Here is a 17,569-nt window from a genome sequence, read left to right on the forward strand (position 1 = left end):
CGACCAATGCGCGCATCTTTGCTCCTCTGTGACCCGCAAGGACGGGCCACGCACAGACTATGCCCCGGGCGGCACTACCAGACCGAGTCGACCTTTGTGGTTGGTGTGACAACGATGGCTATTCGATCGAGAACAACGGCAAAGCAAGAAGAGCGCAGTCGATAGCTACCCAATGTTACAACCGCGTCGATGCTGGGCTTTCATTACTTGCGCCAACCGTGCGGGCGCCGGGCGAGTTATGTAACCGGATGGGGCGCTGATGGCGCCCAGTAATGCGCGCCTGACGACCTGAGCATCGCTGCCGGGTGACCGCTATCGCGAAACTTGAGGCACGAAGACGACCACCTTGTTCCCGTCATCCTGGACAAGCGCATCGGACGGTTGACGCGACACCACGTACACCTCGACGAAGTCTCCCGAGGATCCTGCGAAATTCAGGGCCAGCAGTATTTATGCAGTCAGCAGATAATCCTGTGGAAGGGTGAGCAAGGCCGCGAGCAGCACGAGTCCCCAGATGACCGCAGGCGCCACGGCAACGATCACGGCGCTTCGCCGGGTGAGATAGGCCCGGTTCCCCGTCGTCACAAGAGGGAATAGCAACGCATAGGACGGCTTGACCTTGGTCAGTACCTGCAACACGACCCCATGTGTCACTTCATGCGCCGCCATATAGATGAGGCAAGCGGCCAGGGTCACGAGAATAATGAGAATGGGACTCCAGCTGCTCTCTAGAGGAAGGCCAAGTAGGAGCGCGGCTCCCAGAGCGACGAGAGCGATCACCCCGAAAAGAACCTGGACAGCGATGGTGAACTTCCTGTCCTTGAGATCGACTGTCCGATGTTATGTCATAGGGAGTACCGCGGTGTCCCGCGGCCAGCTCTGATCGCCCATATCGTCTCCTCATCGGTGCCCTCAGGGGTTCAAGACTAATCCGCCCCGACTGATCCTCGTATGCGGCCCATGTCTCCGCGATTAGCGGCGGGGTGCCGTCTCGTCCGGTTCATGACTTCTTAGCGGAGGCATCCGCTTGAGTTGACTGTTTGTTCGACTGGCCCCGAACAGTGCGTTCCCATGACGATGCGAATGCCGGCGCTATTCCCAAAAGGGCGAGAACGAGCATTAGTTCGAACACACCGAGTCCGAAGTAGAGGAGGGGCAAGCCGACATCGCCAGGGCGGAGGCGCTCGGCCTGACACGGTGCGCGCCCACGCTCAAATTCACGTTTGTGCGAATCACGCCGACCGAGATCTCTGGCCGTCGATTCGCGATCGGTCCGGAACCCGAGCGTTGCTGACGAGAGTTACGCGGCGACGAACGGAAGTCTGGGATAGAGTGCGGCTCATGTCCCGCATAGTCTCCCTCGCGCGTCGGTACTGGCTGGTTACGGTCACGATCGGCGTCGGCGTCGCCGGGATCGTCCTGGCACTTGTGGGCGCCGGGTGGCTCGTGCAGTGGCTGTTCAGCGGATATTCCCTCGCGATCGCTGCGTGGCAGGCCGTCGGGATGGTGCGGGCTATGCTACGTAGGGAGTTTGGTCTCGACATCCTCGCCGTGACAGCAATCGTGGCCACGGTGCTGGTTGGTGAGTACATCGCGGCCCTGCTTGTCGTGCTCATGCTGACCGGCGGCGAGGCCCTGGAGAACTATGCGAACCAGCGCGCCAAACGGGAGTTGGACGCGCTGCTGGCCCGTGCGCCGCAGCTCGCGCACCGCTCGACGGATGGCGGCTATCGCGATGTGCCGGTCGATGAGGTGCGCGTGGGCGATGTGCTGCTGGTGCGCCCGTCGGAGATAGTGCCGGTCGACGGTGTTCTGCTCTCCCCCGAGACCACCCTCGACCAGTCCTCGATCACCGGTGAGAGCATCCCTGTGGAGAAACTGCTCGGTGACACTGTGCTCAGTGGTGCGGTGAACGGCCAGCAGGCCGTTCAGATCCGGGCGACGCAGGCAGCAGCAGACAGCCAGTACCAGCAAATCGTGGCGCTGGTCGCGCAAGCCGCTGAAAGCAAGGCGCCGATGGTTCGCCTCGCCGATCGGTACGCGGTGCCGTTCACTCTCTTCTCGTTGGCGCTCGGCGGGATCGCGTGGTGGCTGAGTGGTGATCCGGTGCGGTTCGCCGAGGTGCTGGTGCTGGCCACACCGTGCCCGTTGCTGATCGCGGCGCCAGTGGCATTCATCGGCGGTATGAGCCGCGCAGCGCACAACGGCGTCATCGTGAAGAGCGGCGGGGTGCTCGAACAACTGTCTGCGGCGAAGACGGTGGTCTTCGACAAGACCGGCACTCTCACCCATGGAACGCCAACCCTCACGCAGGTGCGGCCCGAGCATCCGTTCACTGCAAACGAGGTGCTGACCTTCGTGGCGAGCGCCGAGCAGTATTCGTCGCATGTGCTTGCGGCCTCGATGATTGCTGCGGCGAGGGAACGCGGTCTGCCCTTGCACGAGGCCGAGTCAGCGCGAGAAGCCGCGACGAATGGCGTCATCGCGCAGTTTCAGGGCCGCGAGGTGGTAGTCGGCAAGTTCGCCTTCGTCGCCCAACATACTCCGGATGCCCGGCGAACCGAGATCGCATCCGGCCAGTTGGCCGTCTACGTCGCGATCGGCGGACGGTTTGCGGGAGCCTGCTGGCAAGCGACCACCTGCGGGGGAACGCGAAAGCCACGCTGTACAGACTGGAGCAGTTGGGGGTCAGGCAGATCATGATGCTCACCGGCGATGCCGCCGAAACCGCGCAGCACGTCGCCGACGAGCTGGGCATCACCCGGGTTCGAGCCGAATGCCTGCCGGCGGACAAGGTAGCGGAGGTCGGCCGCATCACCGATCGACCCGTGATCATGGTCGGTGACGGGGTGAACGACGCGCCGGTTCTGGCGGCGGCCAACGTGGGCATCGCCATGGGGGCGAAAGGCGCGACTGCGGCAAGCGAATCGGCGGATGCGGTGATCCTCGACGACGACATTTCCCGAGTCGCGTTCGCCGTCACGGTCGGACGCGACACCGTTCGAATCGCCCTTCAAAGCATCTGGCTGGGCATCGCGATTTCGGTCGTGTTGATGGTGATCGCGGCTTTCGGCGTGATTCCCGCCACCGTTGGCGCGATTATGCAGGAGTTCGTCGACCTGGCGACGATTCTCGCCGCCCTGCGAGCGGTGGGCGGTCGGCTCGACGTACGCGAAGCGGCTGCGAACCCCGTGCCGACGGACCAGAGTCCGCGAGCGGGCGCCGGCATCGCGGACTGATCACAACTCATTTATTGCAAAGTCGCTTCCGCCACATGCAGTGTGTTTCGTCCCGATCGAAATTTGAGCAAACCGCGTAGGCTCTTGAAAATGAAGCAAGATCGGGAACCGATGTTCCGAGGCAGATTCCCCGGAGGGCTCTACTTGCCGCGGGGGCGGGCTTGGGCGCGGCGGGGCTCTTGGCCCGGCCGAGGTGCTGCAGGCACCTGGCCTGAATACAGTCCTCTACTGGTCGATTGCAGTACTACTGCTCCTGATGCTCGGCGGTGCTATCGGGTGGGCTGGGGTCCGTTGGCGTGGGCACTCGCACAACGTCGATGCCGATCCACGGCGCCTCGCGGGAACTGCCAGCAGTCACGAGGTGGTGACCAGTGCATCCACGAAGGCGCTCCTGCGCCGGGCTGTGACGCTGCGCCTTCGCTGGATCAGCCAAAGCCCGAGGACGTGGGCTACCTGCTCGGGCGTTCGCACGGCAAACAAGTATGGGCCAGCGTCGAAGACTCGATCCTTCTCATCGGCCCGCCGCGTTCGGGTAAGGGCCTACACATTGTGATCCCGGCGATCCTCGATGCGCCGGGTGCAGTGGTGACGACGTCGACCCGGCCCGACAATCTGACGGCAACGATGCGGGCACGCGAACGGGTCGGTCCGGTCGCCGTATTTGATCCTCAGCAGCTTGCCGAAGGCGTCTCCTCTGGGCTGCGGTGGAGGTCGCCTCGTACCTGAAGGTCTCCGAATCGACACTGTCTCGGTGGCGCTCCGCAGAGACCGGACCACCATTCATCAAGCTCGGCGGTATCGCCCGATACCGGCTCGAAGCAATCGACGAATGGCTGCAGAACTTGGAGCCGCACCATGGCCCGCCCAACTGAGCCAATGCCGGAGTCCTCACCCCGTCCGGTGCCACCGATCGGGGTGAGGATCTCCACCGACATGGAACGACGCTCCTACGGAATTCGAGCGCGGGCACGCTGGACCGATCCGCTCACCAAGCAGCGCGTGATCCGTGCCGAGATCGTGAAGGACGAGGCAACCGCACGGGCATTCTTCGAAACGCTCCGGAACTCTTCGGTCAAGGGAATGGACGTCTCCATGACGCTGGAGTTCTTCACCTCGATCGACGATCGATGGGCACGCGGCCTCGATATGACCTCCACCGGAGACAACTACCGGTATGGTCTTCGGCTACGAGTGCTCCCGGCGCTTGGCCATCTGCCCGTCACGCAAATCACCGCTGGAATGATCGACCGCACGATCGATGACTGGGAGAAGCAATACGGCGCATCGACGATCAAGAACACCATCGCGCCACTCGTGCGGGTGCTCGACGAAGCCGTTCGCGATGGTCTGATCACAATCAATCCCGCCAAGCACCGGGCGAAGCGGAGTCTCCACCGAAACGCCTTCCGAGTGCAACCAGCCGAAGATGCTGCCCCGCGCGCACACGCGATCCCTGACCTGCAGAAGCTGAACCAGCTCGCCTCTGCCTGCGGCGACGTCCATCAGTCCTATTCAGACTTCGTGATGCTCGCCGCTCTACTGGCAGCACGCTCTTCAGAAGTCTCCGGACTTCAAGTCGGAGACGTGGACTTCACAAAGAACCTCGTCATCATCAGACGACAGGTCTTCCCCGGAAGAGGCGGCCTCATCACCAAGCCAACCAAGAGCCGCAAAGAGCGTCGCGTGCCGATTCTCGACCCACTCCGGCCGTCCTGAAACGACTCTGCGCGTTCAAGCAATCGGACGCACCACTCCTCGTCGGTCCGCGTGGCGGCTTCCTCACGACAGTCACCGTTCGCGACGCCACCAGCTGGGACCAGGTCGTTGCTGACCTCGGCCTGCCCAACCTCACCCGGCACGGCCTCCGACACACCGGTGCCACCTGGCTCGCCGACGCCGGAGTCCCCCTCCATGTCCTCCAAGAGATCCTCGGACATGCCTCAATCGAGACAACACGCGGCTACCTCCACCCCGATGACCGCCACCTCGCATCCGCCGCAGAACAAGCCAACGCCTTCCTCAGCAGAGACGCCCGCCCGAACACTTCAGGACGGCCACGGCAAGGCACCGGACGTGGACTGTGAGCGGCTCAGTCGTGGGTTTCCACCGTTCTGGTCCCCTTTTGGTCCCCTTATCCACAGACAGGGCATCGCGACGGATTCTGTCATCCACAGGTCGACCACGCATACCTGTCCAGGGGGACCAGAGGGGGACCAGAGAAAACGATGTTCAGAAACAACAAATCCCTGATGGAAATTGCTTCTCATCAGGGATTTTCTGTCGGGCTGACAGGATTTGAACCTGCGACCCCTTGGAGGTTTTCTGACCTCATCGAAAGCTTGCGGAATTCTCTAGTTTTCCCTGGTCGTACGGGGAATCGAGTGACTCTCCTCGGGCTAGTCTACCCAGTCGCTGGCGATCAGTCACGGGTGATTGAGATGAGTAATTGATGATCTCCACTTGACTGCGTATCAAGCCCTGACCTGCCTCTCCCGAAGCAGTTCCACCATGAGTCTCTACTACACTCCGAGTGCGGCAGCGAACCAGCAGCGGTCGGCGTTAGCCTCGCCGCAATCCCGCTCTGGATCACAACAGACTTAATCAACACCACTTAGCTGACCACTTCGAGCGGTCCTTCCTCGGACGTCGGCGGTTCGAAACGCTCAAAGTATTCAGTCGCCGTCTGCTTGGTGAGAGGCCAATCGTCTGCCTGCCTGCCGCGCCTGTTACCGACCCGGCTCAGGATGGTCTCAAGGCTCGTAGCGATGTAAACAGTCTCCGGCACGATGCCCTCGGGTGCGAGTATCGCTCGGAACTCATCCCGTTGTCGCCGGAACCAGAATCCGAAGTCGAGCACGACATCGTTCCCCGCCGCGACATGGCGCAGTAAGCGCGCCTTCAGCTCTGCGACCACTTCGGCGGAGGGCATGGTCGTGATTCCGCGATCCCAGAACTCAACCTCGAAAGACAACCGTCTCCAGCCCTCACTCTCCAAGCGCTTGGCGTAGGTGGTCTTTCCTGCACCACCTGGCCCACACATCATCACGACGCGAGGCCCTAAAGTCTTGTTGATTACCACCGGCCTGATATTACACTCCACCACTGATATTGAGACGTGAAACGCGCCGCTCAGCACCGATCAGGCTCAGATCGAACCCGACCAAAACAGACTAACCGCTTTACATTTCAGTCGGCTTATACCGGTGAAGGGGGCGTATTGGAATGGGGCGAATAGGTAGTGTCGAGCAGTCAGGGTGATCCATCCGCGGAAATGCACGTCTCGCTCTGCACTTCAGCGGACGTGAGTAGGCGTTAGTAATGGAGCTTGGTGCCGCCCGCCAGTTCCGCGCTCTCGGCTGCTGATGAGCCGTGCTTATGCCGTGCCAGACAGACGGCGCGACGGCTTCGCCTCTCCGAGGGGCGCGATGAGGCCCAGTCGGGTGGCCATGCCGTCGAGGAAAAGGTCCAGACTTGTGTGCAGTTGGGCGTCGTTGAAGCTCACCAGGTCGGCGTGGGCGAGGCGTCGCAGGATGGTGAGGCTGGTCGGGTCGGCTTCGTCGAGTGCGTGCTGCAGTTCGGGGAGCTGAGGGTGCCCGCTGGATCGTTCGGCGACGAGGCGCTCCCGGGCGATCGCTCCGGCGAGGGTTGCGAGTGCGGCGAGGCTGCTGGCGGCGGTTTCGTCGTCGAATCCGGCGGCGATCATGATGCGCAGCGTGTCTTCGACCGGTTCGAGCAGGGCGACGTTCGCCGAGGTGAGCCGAATGTAGACCCCGAGACCCTTCGAGGCGAGCACGGCGTCGTGCATGGACAGGGCGAGGAGGCGGCAGGCTTGCCGCCAGTCCGCGTCGGGTGGGATGGTGACGGGTCCGAGATTGCCCACGAACGCGTCGAGAGCGATCAGTTCACGGAGGGTGTCGAGGTCGCTGACGTGGTGGTGCACCGCGGCCCGGTCCACTCCGAGGCGGTCGGCGACGGCCTTCACCGTGATCGTCTCGGCGTCGAGTCCTCGAGCCGCGTCGACGATCCGCGCGGTTGTGAGTCCTGCCCGGCTGCCGCGCCCGCGTCTGCTCGGGGAAGACGACGGATTCGTATCTGCCATGCGTGCAGTCTAGGCTCGATGACATTGAATTCACGCCCATGAATATCTACTATTGGGAGACGGGTGTCCGCTACGCGACGCCGTTCGTCTCAAAGGAGCTCACCCAATGGCAGATACCACGAAGTCTTTGACCGCCCACAGCACGGTCGGGACATGGCTGGAACACCCGGTGGGTGGTCCGCTGATCCGGGGGCTGCTGCAGCAGGCCGGCGTCGGTGACGATGCGCTCGGCCCCGTCAGTGGGCTGCCGTTGCAGCAACTGGTGGTGATGAGCCAGGGGAAGATGCCGCAGCAGGTCGTCGACGACCTGGTGCTGCAAGCCAACGGCGGGGTCGCGCCCGAGGAGACCGAGACGTCGGGGTGGGTGGAGAAGGTCACCTTGGGACGCTTCACCGGCAAGACGGTCGTCGTGACCGGCGCGGCCGGGGGTATCGGTCGGGCGACCGCCGAGCGGATCGCCCGCGAGGGCGGACGTGTCGTGGCCGTCGACATCAGCTCGGACCGACTCGAAGGACTTGCGGCGGCGTTACCGGACGCGGAGATCATCACGTGGTCGGTGACATCGCGAAGCAGGACGACATCGACGCGATCGTCGCCGCGGCCGAAGGGCGGATCGATGGGCTGGCGAACGTCGCGGGGATCAACGACGACTTCTCGCCGTTGCACGAGACCAGCGACGAGACCTGGGATCGGGTGATCGCGATCAACCTCACCGGCGGGTTCAAGCTGTCCCGCGCCGTCATCCCGCTCATGCTCGCGGCCGGCGCCGCGCGATCGTCAACGTCACCTCCGAGGCCGGCCTGCGCGGCAACGCGTCCGGCAACGCCTACACGGTGTCCAAGCACGGGGTGATCGGCCTGACCCGCAGCGCCGCGTTCATGTACGGACCTCAGGGGATCCGGGTCAACGCGGTCGCCCCGGGCGGTGTGGCCACCGGCATCCCGATGCCCTCCCACCCGTCGGAGGCAGGATCTGCCCGGCTGGCGCCGTTCCAGAGCCGCGATCCCCTCGATCGCGACCGCGGAGCAGCTGGCCGCGTCGATCACGTTCCTGCTCAGCGACGACGCCGTGAACATCAACGGCGCCATCCTGCCCTCGGATGGCGGATGGTCGGTGCAGTAACCCATGGACCTCACCAAAGTCGACCCCGCCCTCCGGGACGCCACCCGGAAGCTTCCCGTCCCCGACGCGTCCAAGACGCTCATGCGCACCGTGATCCGTCTCGCGACCCGCGTGATGCGCGTCCCCAAGACCGAGACGGTCACCGTCAGCACAATCAAGGCCGACGGCATCCGGCTTCGCATCTACACGCCCGACACCCGCCAGAACGATGGAGGCCTATTCTGGATCCACGGCGGCGGGCTGCTCTACGGTGACGCTCGGCAAGATGAAGTCCTCTGCGCGCAGACCGCGCGAGATCTCGGGATCACCGTCGTCTCCGCCAACTACCGCTTCGCCCCCGACCACCCGTTCCCCGCCGCGCACGACGATGTCCGCGCCGCCTGGCGATGGGTGCAGGATCACGCATCCGAGCTCGGGGTGGACCGCACCCGGATCGTGATCGGCGGAGAGAGCGCCGGCGGAGGCCTCGCCGCCGCGCTCGTCCAGCGTCTCCACGACGACGGCGGGGTGCAGCCGATCGGGCAGTGGCTGTTCGCCCCCATGATCGATGACCGCACCGCCGCCGACACCTCACTCGACGACATCGACCACTGGATCTGGAACAACCGCGCCAACCGGGTCGGCTGGAGCGGCTACCTCCCCGGCACCTCCGGCACCGACGACGTGCCCGCATACGCGGCCGCCGCACGCCGCACCGACCTGACCGGGCTGCCACCGACCTACATCGCAGTCGGTGACATCGAGCTCTTCTACGCCGAAGACATCGACTACGCGTCCCGGCTCGAGGAGGCTGGCGTCCCCACCACACTCGACGTCATCCCGGGCGCACCGCACGGTTTGAGAACTGGGCTCGCGACAGCGAACCCGCGACAGCCTTGATGGACCGGTCCCGCTCCTGGCTGGCCGGCATCTTCAACCGATCAACCGACGAGGCACGCTGACATGGCCGTCCCCCTGTGGCTGGCTGACGGAATCGCGAAACTGGCCCAAAAGGCGCCCGGCGCCCCGCGCCTGGCGCCGGGCGCCTTCACGGAGCTCCCCGCGATCACGGAAGAAGTCAGCATTCCCACCCGCCATGGAGCCATCACGGCCTTCCAGTATTCTCCGCCCGGAGGCCCGATCGGCAAGGGGGTGTACGTCAATTTCCACGGCGGCGGGTTCGTGTTACGGGCGGCGGGTTCGTGTTACGCCACCCGGAGCAAGACGATGCCCTCTGCCGATATATCGCGACCCACGCCGACGTGACCGTGGTAAACGTGGACTACATCCCCGCCCCACAATCGCGTTTCCCCGGGCCCGTCGAACAGGCCTACGACGTCGCCATCTGGGCGGCGGCTCCCGAACGGCCGTGGGATGGCAGCAGGCTTGCGGTTGGTGGACAGTCCGCCGGTGGCGCCCTCGCCGCCGGCGCGGCACGCCTCGCGTTCGAGGAGGGCACACCCCGGATCGGGTTGCAGGTGCTGATGTACCCGCCGCTGGACCTGACCATCCCTGCTGCGAGCAAGAAGGCGGGGGGCAAGGAGACGTTCCTGATCAGGATGGGACCGATCTTCGACACCGCCTACTGCCCCGACCCGCGCGAACGCCAAGACCGACTCATCTCGCCCGCCGGCACAGGTGACACGGCCTCACTGGCCGGCATCGCGCCGGCACTGCTCATCACCGCACGCAAAGACATCCTCCGAGACGAAGGCGCCCGATACGCTGCACGGCTCCAGCAGGCGGGCTCGCTCATCGAGCACATCGACCTGCCCGATGTCGGACACGGGTTCAACATCCTCGGCGCCACACGAGAAGTCGTCCTACCCGTCTACGAGAAGATCGCCCACGCAACGACGCAGGCATTCACATCCGGTCGGCCATAGACACCACCCGGAGAAGAAGCCAGCCACTCCGCGGTAGTCTCGAGGCTGCGCTGGTGCGCGCCGCCTATCATCGACACCGTGAAGTCCTCCAAATCCGCCAGCGTCCGCTCCCACCGATGTAGGGGATCTTTCTCCCCGATCTGCAAGACGCGTGGCAGCACCAGAGCGGGGGTTCTCAAGTGTCACCAGTCGGATGTAAGGTTCAGAAACTTCATCGAAGGCAGAGGGCTACTCAGTCGTCTGCGGCAGCTCGTTGGAGTGTGTGGGAGACAACTACGGTGCCTCCGCATTCTCTGCGAGACACAAAACAACGGTGACGCAAATTTTGCGTCACCGTTGTTCCTAGTGTGATCGGACCATAGCTACGGTTTTGTGCCGGAAGCGTTGATCGATCCCATACTTCCAAGGTACGCTCACGTTCCCAATTCGTCCACAGATCTACCGACTGTGATCCGTCCAAGCCCGCTCTGCGGCCTTCCAACTCCCCTTGACCGTCCCCAGCAACACGGGGTCACTGAAGCGGGCAACTTCGTTGAGTACGTCGGCGAAGGCTTCGGGGAGTTCCTTCTGGCGATTTACGCGTGTACGCCAGGCGCGCCACTTGGGTTGCGCACGCTCGGGCATCTCCGCGAGTGCCGGTAACACTGGAGCGAGGGTGACGCCTCGGTAAGCTGCCACGGCTTCCAGTGAGTTTCGGAGCGTGGCTGCTTCAACGGAGTGAAGGTGAGTAAGCGTGTAGACGTCAGCGAAGTCCCTCCAGCGCGTATTCCCCTCCCCTCGATCGATCGCGGTGACGATCTTCTCAGCGAGCACCATTGCGAGCGGATAGCCGAGCAGCGTAACCGGCGGTTGATCGAGTGGCACGATGCGCGGCAGCTCGATGAGTTGAGGAGCTGGCCATATCGGGTCACCGAAGTTGACGTCGATCCCGACAGTGAGCCGAGCACGACCGAGGTGACCGACGAGTCGCACGCGCACGCCAGCATATTCATCAGCATCACCGTCTCGAATGGCAGATGCGATGATGCTGTCTGCGTCGAAGGCCACCCCGTCAGACAGTTCGATGGCGGCAATCTCACGCAACCGCCCGGCCACGTCATCGGCATCATTAGATAACCCGGTGGCTTGGAGATCGATGTCTTTGGTAGGACGTCGTGCGGCGAATGCCGCCAACAGCACTCCCCCTTTGAGTACGAAGTCGTCTCGGTGCGGTGACGCGGCAATGCGAGCGAGAAGTGCTTCGAGCACATACAGGGTCTGCAGCTCTTGCACGTCGCCGCCCGTCTCACGTGCGAGTTTCTGAATCGCCAGGATCGCGTCACCATCGGGTGTGCCATGTTGTGGTTTCGGCGTCATAGGAGGATCTCCAGAGCGTTCCGTAGTGCAGGTCTACCTTTCGGGAAGCTCTTGGCAATGGTGAGCAATCGGGACGGGCTGTTCCCTTTGACACGGAGCCATCGTTTGAGCGTTTCGATTGCGAGGTCGCTGCCCCATTCATGACTGAGGCGGAACAGATCGATGATGGTGCGTTCCGCGGAATATAGTCCTATCGTTCTCCCACCAGGCAGCGCGTGTTCGCTACGGCCGATGTCGAAAGTTGCGGCACCGAAGTGGTGCCAACTGATCGGCGCGCTCCACACGGTCAATGGCTTAGTACCTCGCGGAATGGCGATGTTACTGCGCGTTGGAATCTCGTCGGTGAGGTCATGGATCGACAACGCCGTCAGCAGGCAAAGTGTCGCTTGCGGTCGCTTTGCGCCGATTGCCATCCACGCGGCCGTAGTATCGTCCGTCGCGCCGGACCGCAGGAACTGACCAGGTGCGATCCGCTCGTAATCCTCAGCCTCGATCAGTCGCTCGAACTGCCTGCGCGTCAGCCCCTCGTCTGCGAGGTCTTTATATCCCAGCATGTCTGGCAGCAGTGCAGCATCCATGTTCACCTCCACTCGGTCATAAATAGCTACACATACAGTATACCTGTCACTGTTTCTGATCACCAGGGTTCCGAACCTCGTCATCCGAACGCCTTCTCCAGCAGCCCCGCAGTCGCGGGATTGACGGTTTCGTTGCGGCGGATGTAGTGCTTGATCGTGATCGCTGGGTCAGTGTGGCCGAGCAGTTGAGACGCCAGCTCGACACCTGCATTTTCGTTGATGGTAGTCGCGACCGTGCGGCGGAATTTGTGCGGGGTGACGCCTTCGATCCCTGCGATGTTCATCACGTGGCGGAGTTGGCGGCGCACGTTATTCGTCGTCAGCGGGGTGCCCGCGCGGGAACAGAGCAGAAGTGCGTCGGGGTCGATCGTGTCGAGTTGCTTCAGCCGAAGCCGCACAGCTTGCGCAGCAAATCCCGGGAGTTGAATCGTGCGCCGCGAGCGTGCGGTCTTGGGGTGATCCTGACGCGTCGTCGGCTCGCCTTTCGGGCTGATGATCGTTCCAGTGATCCGCACGGAGGGCACGCTCAGATCGATGTCGCGGCGGCGAATCGCGAGAACCTCGCCGATGCGAGCGGAAGTGCCCAACATGACCTCGACGATCGCGCCGAGTTGCCCGTCAGGCTTCGGCCCCGACACATCGCGCCCGGCCTCCCAATACGCGATCGCCGCACGGATCGCCGTGACCTCCTCAGGCGTGAACGCGTCCGGCACCCGCGCGTCGCGATGCAACCGCGCAACGTGATCGACGGGGTTGCGCAACAGCACCTCGTGCCGCACGGCCAACGCGAGCGCAAGTCGCAGCGCCACACGCGCATGCTTCGCCTTCGAATACGAATCCTTCGCAAGTCGCTTCAAGAACTGGTCGCAGCGAGCGACACCGATCTCGCGCAGCGTCAAATCCTTGAATACCGGCAGCACGAGGGTGCGCATGTCGCGCTCATACAGTTGCCGGGTGCCGGGCGCTAGCCGGTCCTCCAAGTCGATGTCTTCGAGCCAGTACGCCACAAGCTCTGGGAACGGACTGTCAGCCGTGAGCGAGCCTGCGCTCGGCGCAATCAGATTGCGGTCGACGCACTTGGCTTTCAGCGCGTGGGTTGCGACCGCCGCAGTGTCGCCGCTTGCCTGCACGAGCCGAGTGGCGCCGTCCCAGTCGCGGTAGCGAGCGCGGGCTTCCGTGCGCCCGCTCGGACGACGACGGGTCGTGATCTCACCGTAGGTGCCGATCGTCAGGCGCGGGCGGCTCATCGCATCACCTCCGGGGAGACTGAGGCGGTGCAGGTCGCACAGCGCGCACAGGGTCGCGTTGCGCTTCGATCCACTCGGTCACGTCTGTGACAGCGAACTTGAGGTGCTTGCCGAAACGGTACGCGCGCGGGCCGACACCGCGCGAGCGCCAGTCGTAGATCGTAGAGACGGGCACACCGAGGTACGCCGACAGTTCTCGGATATCGAGCAGCGGCGGCAGATCGGGCAGAGGAAATGGAAGCGGGGTTGGACTGGTCATGCAGACCAGGTGCGCCGCACGCTCCACAACAACCGAAACTATCCGTAAGCGACCTTCGCGAACCGAGCAAAGCGCTGGTCAGAGGGTCATTCAGGAGGGGTTTTAGATGGGTATTAGATGGCCGGATCAAATCTCACCAACGAAAAATCGCGGAAACCCTTGAGTTTCCGCGATTCTTTGGTCGGGCTGACAGGATTTGAACCTGCGACCCCTTGACCCCCAGGCGTCCCAACTTCTCAATCTCGCGTCTCTCCCGCGTACTTCTGCGGCTCAGATCATGCAGAGCACGTCACGGGATGCATGGTTTCCATGGTTGTGGTCCCCTTTTGGTCCCCTTTCGGTGTCAACGCCTCTATCCCGGCGGAGCTATCGATAAGCCGCCCGAGCGTCAACTTTTAGCCACTTCTCAGCCCTGGCGATGCTCAGAAGAGATGCCTCCCCCGACTGATCATCGATTATGCGTTCTGGAATTTCTAGATCGGTGAACTGCGGTGTCGAAGTACGCAGCCCGTTGAGGACACGGAGGTGCGCTGTCACTGCATCGACACTCACGGGTCGCTTCGACAGCCAGCCGTAGCAAGCGATCATTTCTGCCGCGCGCAAGACCGTGCGGCGCTTCGGTTCCGGGAGTTGCCCCAGAACACCTTCGAGAAGGTCCAACAGCTCCGAGACGATTGGGCCGGAAGCAATACTCCAAAGGGCTAGGACCCATTCTGCTCTACTCAAGTCGTCATCGAGACCATCGAGCTGCTGGCGCCACCAAGACGCGTTGCTCTTGTTCTTCACGGTTTGGGCAAGGAGTTCGGAAGGATGGCTGGCCCGTCCAAAGGCAGTCGAAGCTGGCATCTTGGTATAAGCAGGGGCAAAAGGTGAGGCGGCTCCGATGATGGCGATTTCGGATGCAAGCCAACATCGCCCAGCGTGCTGGTAAAGCGCTGCGGCGGTCTCAGACCAGGGGAAGGTACTACCTTTCTGCCCGACCTTTACTGCCCGCTGCTTGGCGATTCCCTCGTATGGAGAGCGAGCTCTCCGAAGCTGATTGATTGCCTCACTTCGGCGACGTTTTGTCCTCTCGTCGCTGGCAACAAATCCTGTCATCGACGTTGTAAGGAACCCTCTCGGCGCCAAAGCAACTGCGACTTGTGCTGGCAGAGATCGTGTCGAAGTCACTGTCGGGCACTCGCCCTCCAAGACTGCGTCAAGGAGTGCAGATTCAAGCGCACTTCCGCTTGAGGAGACAAGGCCTGTGCTCAAGAACAATTCGGCAGCACCATCGGACAAGTCGATCCGCTCGAAGGATACCGTGATACCCGCACCGGCTTCGCATTCAGCGCCGATCTTCAGCCACAGGTTCTGCTGCGGTGTGCCGATCACGCCAGAAAGTTGTTCGTGCCACCATTCAGCGAACGGCCCACGCTGATTAAGTAGTTCACGTAATACCCGCACCCGCTGCGCGTTCCCCGGATTCGCCGGATCCACACGGATCAGCTCCGTGAGCCGATTCCAGGTGGGGTCGGCACCGTCCCCGTCAGGGAGATCGGGTAGCGCAGGCAGTGCGACGATATCGCGACGGTCGAGCGCGGCGAGCAGAAATCTAATGCCGTCGTCTGAGCAAAGGGCTGTGAGCACTTTGCGTGCCTCGCGGGGACGACGCTGGAAGACACCGTCGGTGAGCAGCGCCCATGCTGCCAAGTAGGACGCAGGCGACGTGCTTTGCGATAGCTCCTCCTCGATCCCTGCGGTGAGTGGGTAAATGTCGCTTCCTTTGGCGTTGCCGCCATAGAACCTGGCCGCGTTCAGCCAATATGGACGTCGTAGCAGCTCTCGAAGGACCGAAGTGCTGTCGAACCCGGGATCTCCCTCACCAGCATTGCGATACAGAAACCGCGCGGCGAAATACTCCCGCAGCGAAAGCACCTCGAACTCGTATGTGCCATCAATCTTGCTGGTTAGTGCCCACAGCCGATCACTGGCACCTTCGAAGAGTTGATCAACGACCGACTCGCGGTTGCCGTAGGCGTGCTGAAAATGCCGCATCGCTGCCTTGAGCTCATCGACGCTCATGCGGCCATTGATCTGCGATTCCTCCGTGTGCGCGTGGAGGTACCATCCCAGGAACGGAATGATCTCAAGCAGCTCTTCTTTGTGATCACGGACTGCCTTGGGATGCTTGTTCGCCTCGCGAGCCAGCAACAGTTCAACGTACTTGTCGTAAAGGTCCGTCCGCTGTGTCGGCGTCGCCGCGCCTTGCTGATGGAGGAGGTCGAGGAGGATCGTCAGTTGCATTGGGTTGCCTGCGAGTTCACGAATATACGGCTCTCGGCTCTTCTCTTTGAAGCTCTTCCGTAGGGCTCGACCGTCCTTACCTCCGATTCCCCGGACCGTACACCACTTACGCAGATAGGCGTCACGTTGCTCGACGGTGAGTTGGTTGAGCGTAACTATCTCAAATAGCTTCGGCGAAGGCTCCGGCAACTCACCCGCGCTCGGGCGCGTGGTCACCACCACCCTTGGAGCGTCGGTATACGACTTCCCACGGCCTACAAACTTGTCGATTTCAGTTACGATCCTGCGGCGCATGCTCGTGCTGCCGACCTCGTCGAGTCCGTCGAGTACAACAAGGCTCGGGACGCGTTCGAATATGTCCTGCACTGTCTTAGCCTCGACAGAGATGCCTCCGCTTTCGTGTGTCATCAGGTCCGCGACAAAGCACTCGATTGTGTCTTGCCCAGCTTTGCGAGTCCTGAACTTGCGCTGCCTGCCGTGATCGGAGTGATTCCAAACGTCAATCCCGCTGAGCCATAGCGCGTAGTCGCTGAGATCCAGCCGTATTGGAAACCGCGGCTTATCCAGCTCAGGCAATGAAGTTGGTTGCTCGGCACTTGGTATGAACAGTCTGCGGTGTGCCTGACAAACATACTGGCTGAGCGTGGATTTGCCTTGCCCTGGAGCACCACGGACGAGAGTGAAGGGGGCTGGCGTTTTCAGTAGATACGCGGCTGCACCCCCGAGTTCGGTCGAAGGGCGAGCCTGCTGATGACTGCTGGCCACAGTGTGCACTCGGTCTGCAGTGACATCAACGAAGAGGTCGACGACTTTCTCGCGATCGACATCAGACTGGCTGAATTTGACCCGCTTATCGTCTTCCCACTGCGCAGCCGCAACTTTGCGGATCAGATCACGATTCGCTTGGTCCTTTGTTGCGCCAACCTGTTCAGCGCTGAGGTAGCGAATTAGGTCCCATCCGGCAAGCATGTCGGCATAGGCCCACTTCGTCTCGGTCGGCGCATTGTCGACCCAGGGATTCAGTGCTTCGCGCCAGATACAAGTCATCTGCTCGAAGCCGAATTCTTTCGCGTACTCCTGAAGCTTCTTGTCCAACTGATCAAAAGTGCCCGATCGCGGCTTTGCCGTGCTGGCCACATTGGTGACCAAGAAGTAGCGGCGCACGCCTTCGTCGGCCAAGCGTCGAAGATTCGCTTCCTCGCCGCGAACGACCTGGTCAAGCCAGCTCACCGGGTTTTTTTCCTTGCCGTTGACTGACCATTTGACCTGATAAACGAGCAACTTATTGGCGTCAACGCGGAGTAGTCCGTCGCGACCACCGTCGGCCTGTCGCAGCGCCATCGGTATGTAGTCGGGGAACTGATGAGCTAGCAAGGCACTCACGAGCTGCTGAAAATCGTGATCGCCTAAGCGTTCATAGAGGTATCGATGTCGACTCTCAGACACGAGCGGCCTTCCTTACGCCAGCGCCTGCCAGTGAATGAGTTGCATCCACTTTTCCTTCTGCGGCTCGTGTGA

The 17,569-nt window shown here is 62.4% G+C and carries 15 protein-coding genes and 3 pseudogenes; 10 read left to right on the forward strand and 8 right to left on the reverse strand.

The features are described from left to right. Positions 1 to 450: 450 nt before the first annotated feature. Positions 451 to 696, reverse strand: a complete 246-nt coding sequence (locus tag DC31_RS06275; RefSeq protein WP_152545354.1) for a metalloprotease family protein — start codon at positions 694 to 696, stop codon at positions 451 to 453. A gap of 645 nt (positions 697 to 1,341) precedes the next feature. Here DC31_RS06275 and DC31_RS06280 point away from each other — a divergent pair. The 5 genes and pseudogenes from DC31_RS06280 (at position 1,342) to DC31_RS19230 (ending at position 5,323) form a co-directional block, all read left to right on the forward strand. Next, positions 1,342 to 3,239, forward strand: a pseudogene (locus DC31_RS06280) (heavy metal translocating P-type ATPase). 193 nt (positions 3,240 to 3,432) lie between these two features. Continuing rightward, positions 3,433 to 3,947 (forward strand): annotated as a pseudogene (locus DC31_RS17500) (type IV secretory system conjugative DNA transfer family protein); the annotation flags it as partial. Beyond that, positions 3,944 to 4,111, forward strand: a complete 168-nt coding sequence (locus DC31_RS17505) for a helix-turn-helix transcriptional regulator (protein ID WP_081813740.1) — start codon at positions 3,944 to 3,946, stop codon at positions 4,109 to 4,111. The pseudogene DC31_RS17500 and the gene DC31_RS17505, both read left to right, overlap by 4 nt. Then, positions 4,095 to 4,955, forward strand: a complete 861-nt coding sequence (locus DC31_RS06290) for a site-specific integrase (RefSeq protein WP_235201367.1) — start codon at positions 4,095 to 4,097, stop codon at positions 4,953 to 4,955. Before DC31_RS17505 ends, DC31_RS06290 begins: the two co-directional genes overlap by 17 nt. 122 nt (positions 4,956 to 5,077) lie before the next feature. Beyond that, complete coding sequence (locus DC31_RS19230) at positions 5,078 to 5,323, forward strand: tyrosine-type recombinase/integrase (protein WP_235201377.1); 246 nt, start codon at positions 5,078 to 5,080, stop codon at positions 5,321 to 5,323. Between the two features lie 527 nt (positions 5,324 to 5,850). Here DC31_RS19230 and DC31_RS06295 read toward each other — a convergent pair. Together DC31_RS06295 and DC31_RS06300 are read right to left on the reverse strand one after the other, a co-directional pair. Then, positions 5,851 to 6,318, reverse strand: a complete 468-nt coding sequence (locus tag DC31_RS06295) for an AAA family ATPase (protein WP_200872869.1) — start codon at positions 6,316 to 6,318, stop codon at positions 5,851 to 5,853. A 294-nt stretch (positions 6,319 to 6,612) separates the two neighbouring features. After that, positions 6,613 to 7,338, reverse strand: coding sequence for a TetR/AcrR family transcriptional regulator C-terminal domain-containing protein (locus tag DC31_RS06300; protein WP_036278218.1), 726 nt, complete (start codon positions 7,336 to 7,338; stop codon positions 6,613 to 6,615). A gap of 106 nt (positions 7,339 to 7,444) precedes the next feature. On the opposite strand from DC31_RS06300, the gene DC31_RS20200 reads away from it, so the two are divergent. The 5 genes and pseudogenes from DC31_RS20200 (at position 7,445) to DC31_RS06315 (ending at position 10,325) form a co-directional block, all read left to right on the forward strand. Next, positions 7,445 to 8,035 carry an SDR family NAD(P)-dependent oxidoreductase gene (locus tag DC31_RS20200; RefSeq protein WP_200872870.1) on the forward strand — a complete coding sequence of 197 codons (591 nt, stop codon included), beginning with the start codon at positions 7,445 to 7,447 and terminating at the stop codon, positions 8,033 to 8,035. Further along, a pseudogene (locus DC31_RS20205) lies at positions 7,927 to 8,231 on the forward strand (SDR family NAD(P)-dependent oxidoreductase); the annotation flags it as partial. The gene DC31_RS20200 and the pseudogene DC31_RS20205, both read left to right, overlap by 109 nt. A gap of 31 nt (positions 8,232 to 8,262) precedes the next feature. Then, complete coding sequence (locus DC31_RS20210) at positions 8,263 to 8,460, forward strand: hypothetical protein (protein WP_200872871.1); 198 nt, start codon at positions 8,263 to 8,265, stop codon at positions 8,458 to 8,460. Positions 8,461 to 8,463: 3 nt separating this feature from the next. Beyond that, positions 8,464 to 9,339 (forward strand): alpha/beta hydrolase, encoded by an 876-nt coding sequence (locus DC31_RS06310; RefSeq protein WP_081813741.1) that lies wholly within the window; start codon positions 8,464 to 8,466, stop codon positions 9,337 to 9,339. 302 nt (positions 9,340 to 9,641) lie between these two features. Then, positions 9,642 to 10,325 (forward strand): alpha/beta hydrolase fold domain-containing protein, encoded by a 684-nt coding sequence (locus tag DC31_RS06315; RefSeq protein ID WP_200872872.1) that lies wholly within the window; start codon positions 9,642 to 9,644, stop codon positions 10,323 to 10,325. 438 nt (positions 10,326 to 10,763) lie between these two features. On the opposite strand, the gene DC31_RS06320 is transcribed toward DC31_RS06315, so the two are convergent. The 5 genes from DC31_RS06320 to DC31_RS06340 all read right to left on the reverse strand — a co-directional run bounded on the left by DC31_RS06320 (position 10,764) and on the right by DC31_RS06340 (position 17,392). Continuing rightward, positions 10,764 to 11,681, reverse strand: a complete 918-nt coding sequence (locus DC31_RS06320; protein WP_036278221.1) for a nucleotidyl transferase AbiEii/AbiGii toxin family protein — start codon at positions 11,679 to 11,681, stop codon at positions 10,764 to 10,766. Next, entirely contained in the window at positions 11,678 to 12,343 is a 666-nt protein-coding gene (locus DC31_RS06325; protein WP_235201368.1) for a type IV toxin-antitoxin system AbiEi family antitoxin domain-containing protein, read from the reverse strand. The genes DC31_RS06320 and DC31_RS06325 overlap by 4 nt, the downstream gene beginning before the upstream one ends. Then, positions 12,340 to 13,506 (reverse strand): tyrosine-type recombinase/integrase, encoded by a 1,167-nt coding sequence (locus DC31_RS06330; protein ID WP_036278224.1) that lies wholly within the window; start codon positions 13,504 to 13,506, stop codon positions 12,340 to 12,342. Before DC31_RS06330 ends, DC31_RS06325 begins: the two co-directional genes overlap by 4 nt. Before the next feature lie 4 nt (positions 13,507 to 13,510). After that, positions 13,511 to 13,765, reverse strand: a complete 255-nt coding sequence (locus tag DC31_RS06335; protein ID WP_036278368.1) for a helix-turn-helix domain-containing protein — start codon at positions 13,763 to 13,765, stop codon at positions 13,511 to 13,513. A 366-nt stretch (positions 13,766 to 14,131) separates the two neighbouring features. Continuing rightward, positions 14,132 to 17,392: an NACHT domain-containing protein gene (locus DC31_RS06340; protein WP_235201369.1), complete on the reverse strand. Its 3,261-nt coding sequence runs from the start codon at positions 17,390 to 17,392 to the stop codon at positions 14,132 to 14,134. Positions 17,393 to 17,569: the final 177 nt, after the last annotated feature.

Source organism: Microbacterium sp. CH12i (genome assembly GCF_000685355.1).
Lineage (GTDB): Bacteria > Actinomycetota > Actinomycetes > Actinomycetales > Microbacteriaceae > Microbacterium.

What these genes read in the sequence shown, in the direction of transcription:
- DC31_RS20200 (WP_200872870.1), top strand. Translation starts at nt 7,445, where the DNA reads ATGGCAGATACCACGAAGTCTTTGACCGCCCACAGCACGGTCGGGACA.
- DC31_RS06300 (WP_036278218.1), bottom strand. Translation starts at nt 7,338, where the DNA reads ATGGCAGATACGAATCCGTCGTCTTCCCCGAGCAGACGCGGGCGCGGC.
- DC31_RS06320 (WP_036278221.1), bottom strand. Translation starts at nt 11,681, where the DNA reads ATGACGCCGAAACCACAACATGGCACACCCGATGGTGACGCGATCCTG.
- DC31_RS06325 (WP_235201368.1), bottom strand. Translation starts at nt 12,343, where the DNA reads ATGACGAGGTTCGGAACCCTGGTGATCAGAAACAGTGACAGGTATACT.
- DC31_RS06310 (WP_081813741.1), top strand. Translation starts at nt 8,464, where the DNA reads ATGGACCTCACCAAAGTCGACCCCGCCCTCCGGGACGCCACCCGGAAG.
- DC31_RS06330 (WP_036278224.1), bottom strand. Translation starts at nt 13,506, where the DNA reads ATGAGCCGCCCGCGCCTGACGATCGGCACCTACGGTGAGATCACGACC.
- DC31_RS06335 (WP_036278368.1), bottom strand. Translation starts at nt 13,765, where the DNA reads ATGACCAGTCCAACCCCGCTTCCATTTCCTCTGCCCGATCTGCCGCCG.
- DC31_RS06290 (WP_235201367.1), top strand. Translation starts at nt 4,095, where the DNA reads ATGGCCCGCCCAACTGAGCCAATGCCGGAGTCCTCACCCCGTCCGGTG.
- DC31_RS06340 (WP_235201369.1), bottom strand. Translation starts at nt 17,392, where the DNA reads ATGGCGCTGCGACAGGCCGACGGTGGTCGCGACGGACTACTCCGCGTT.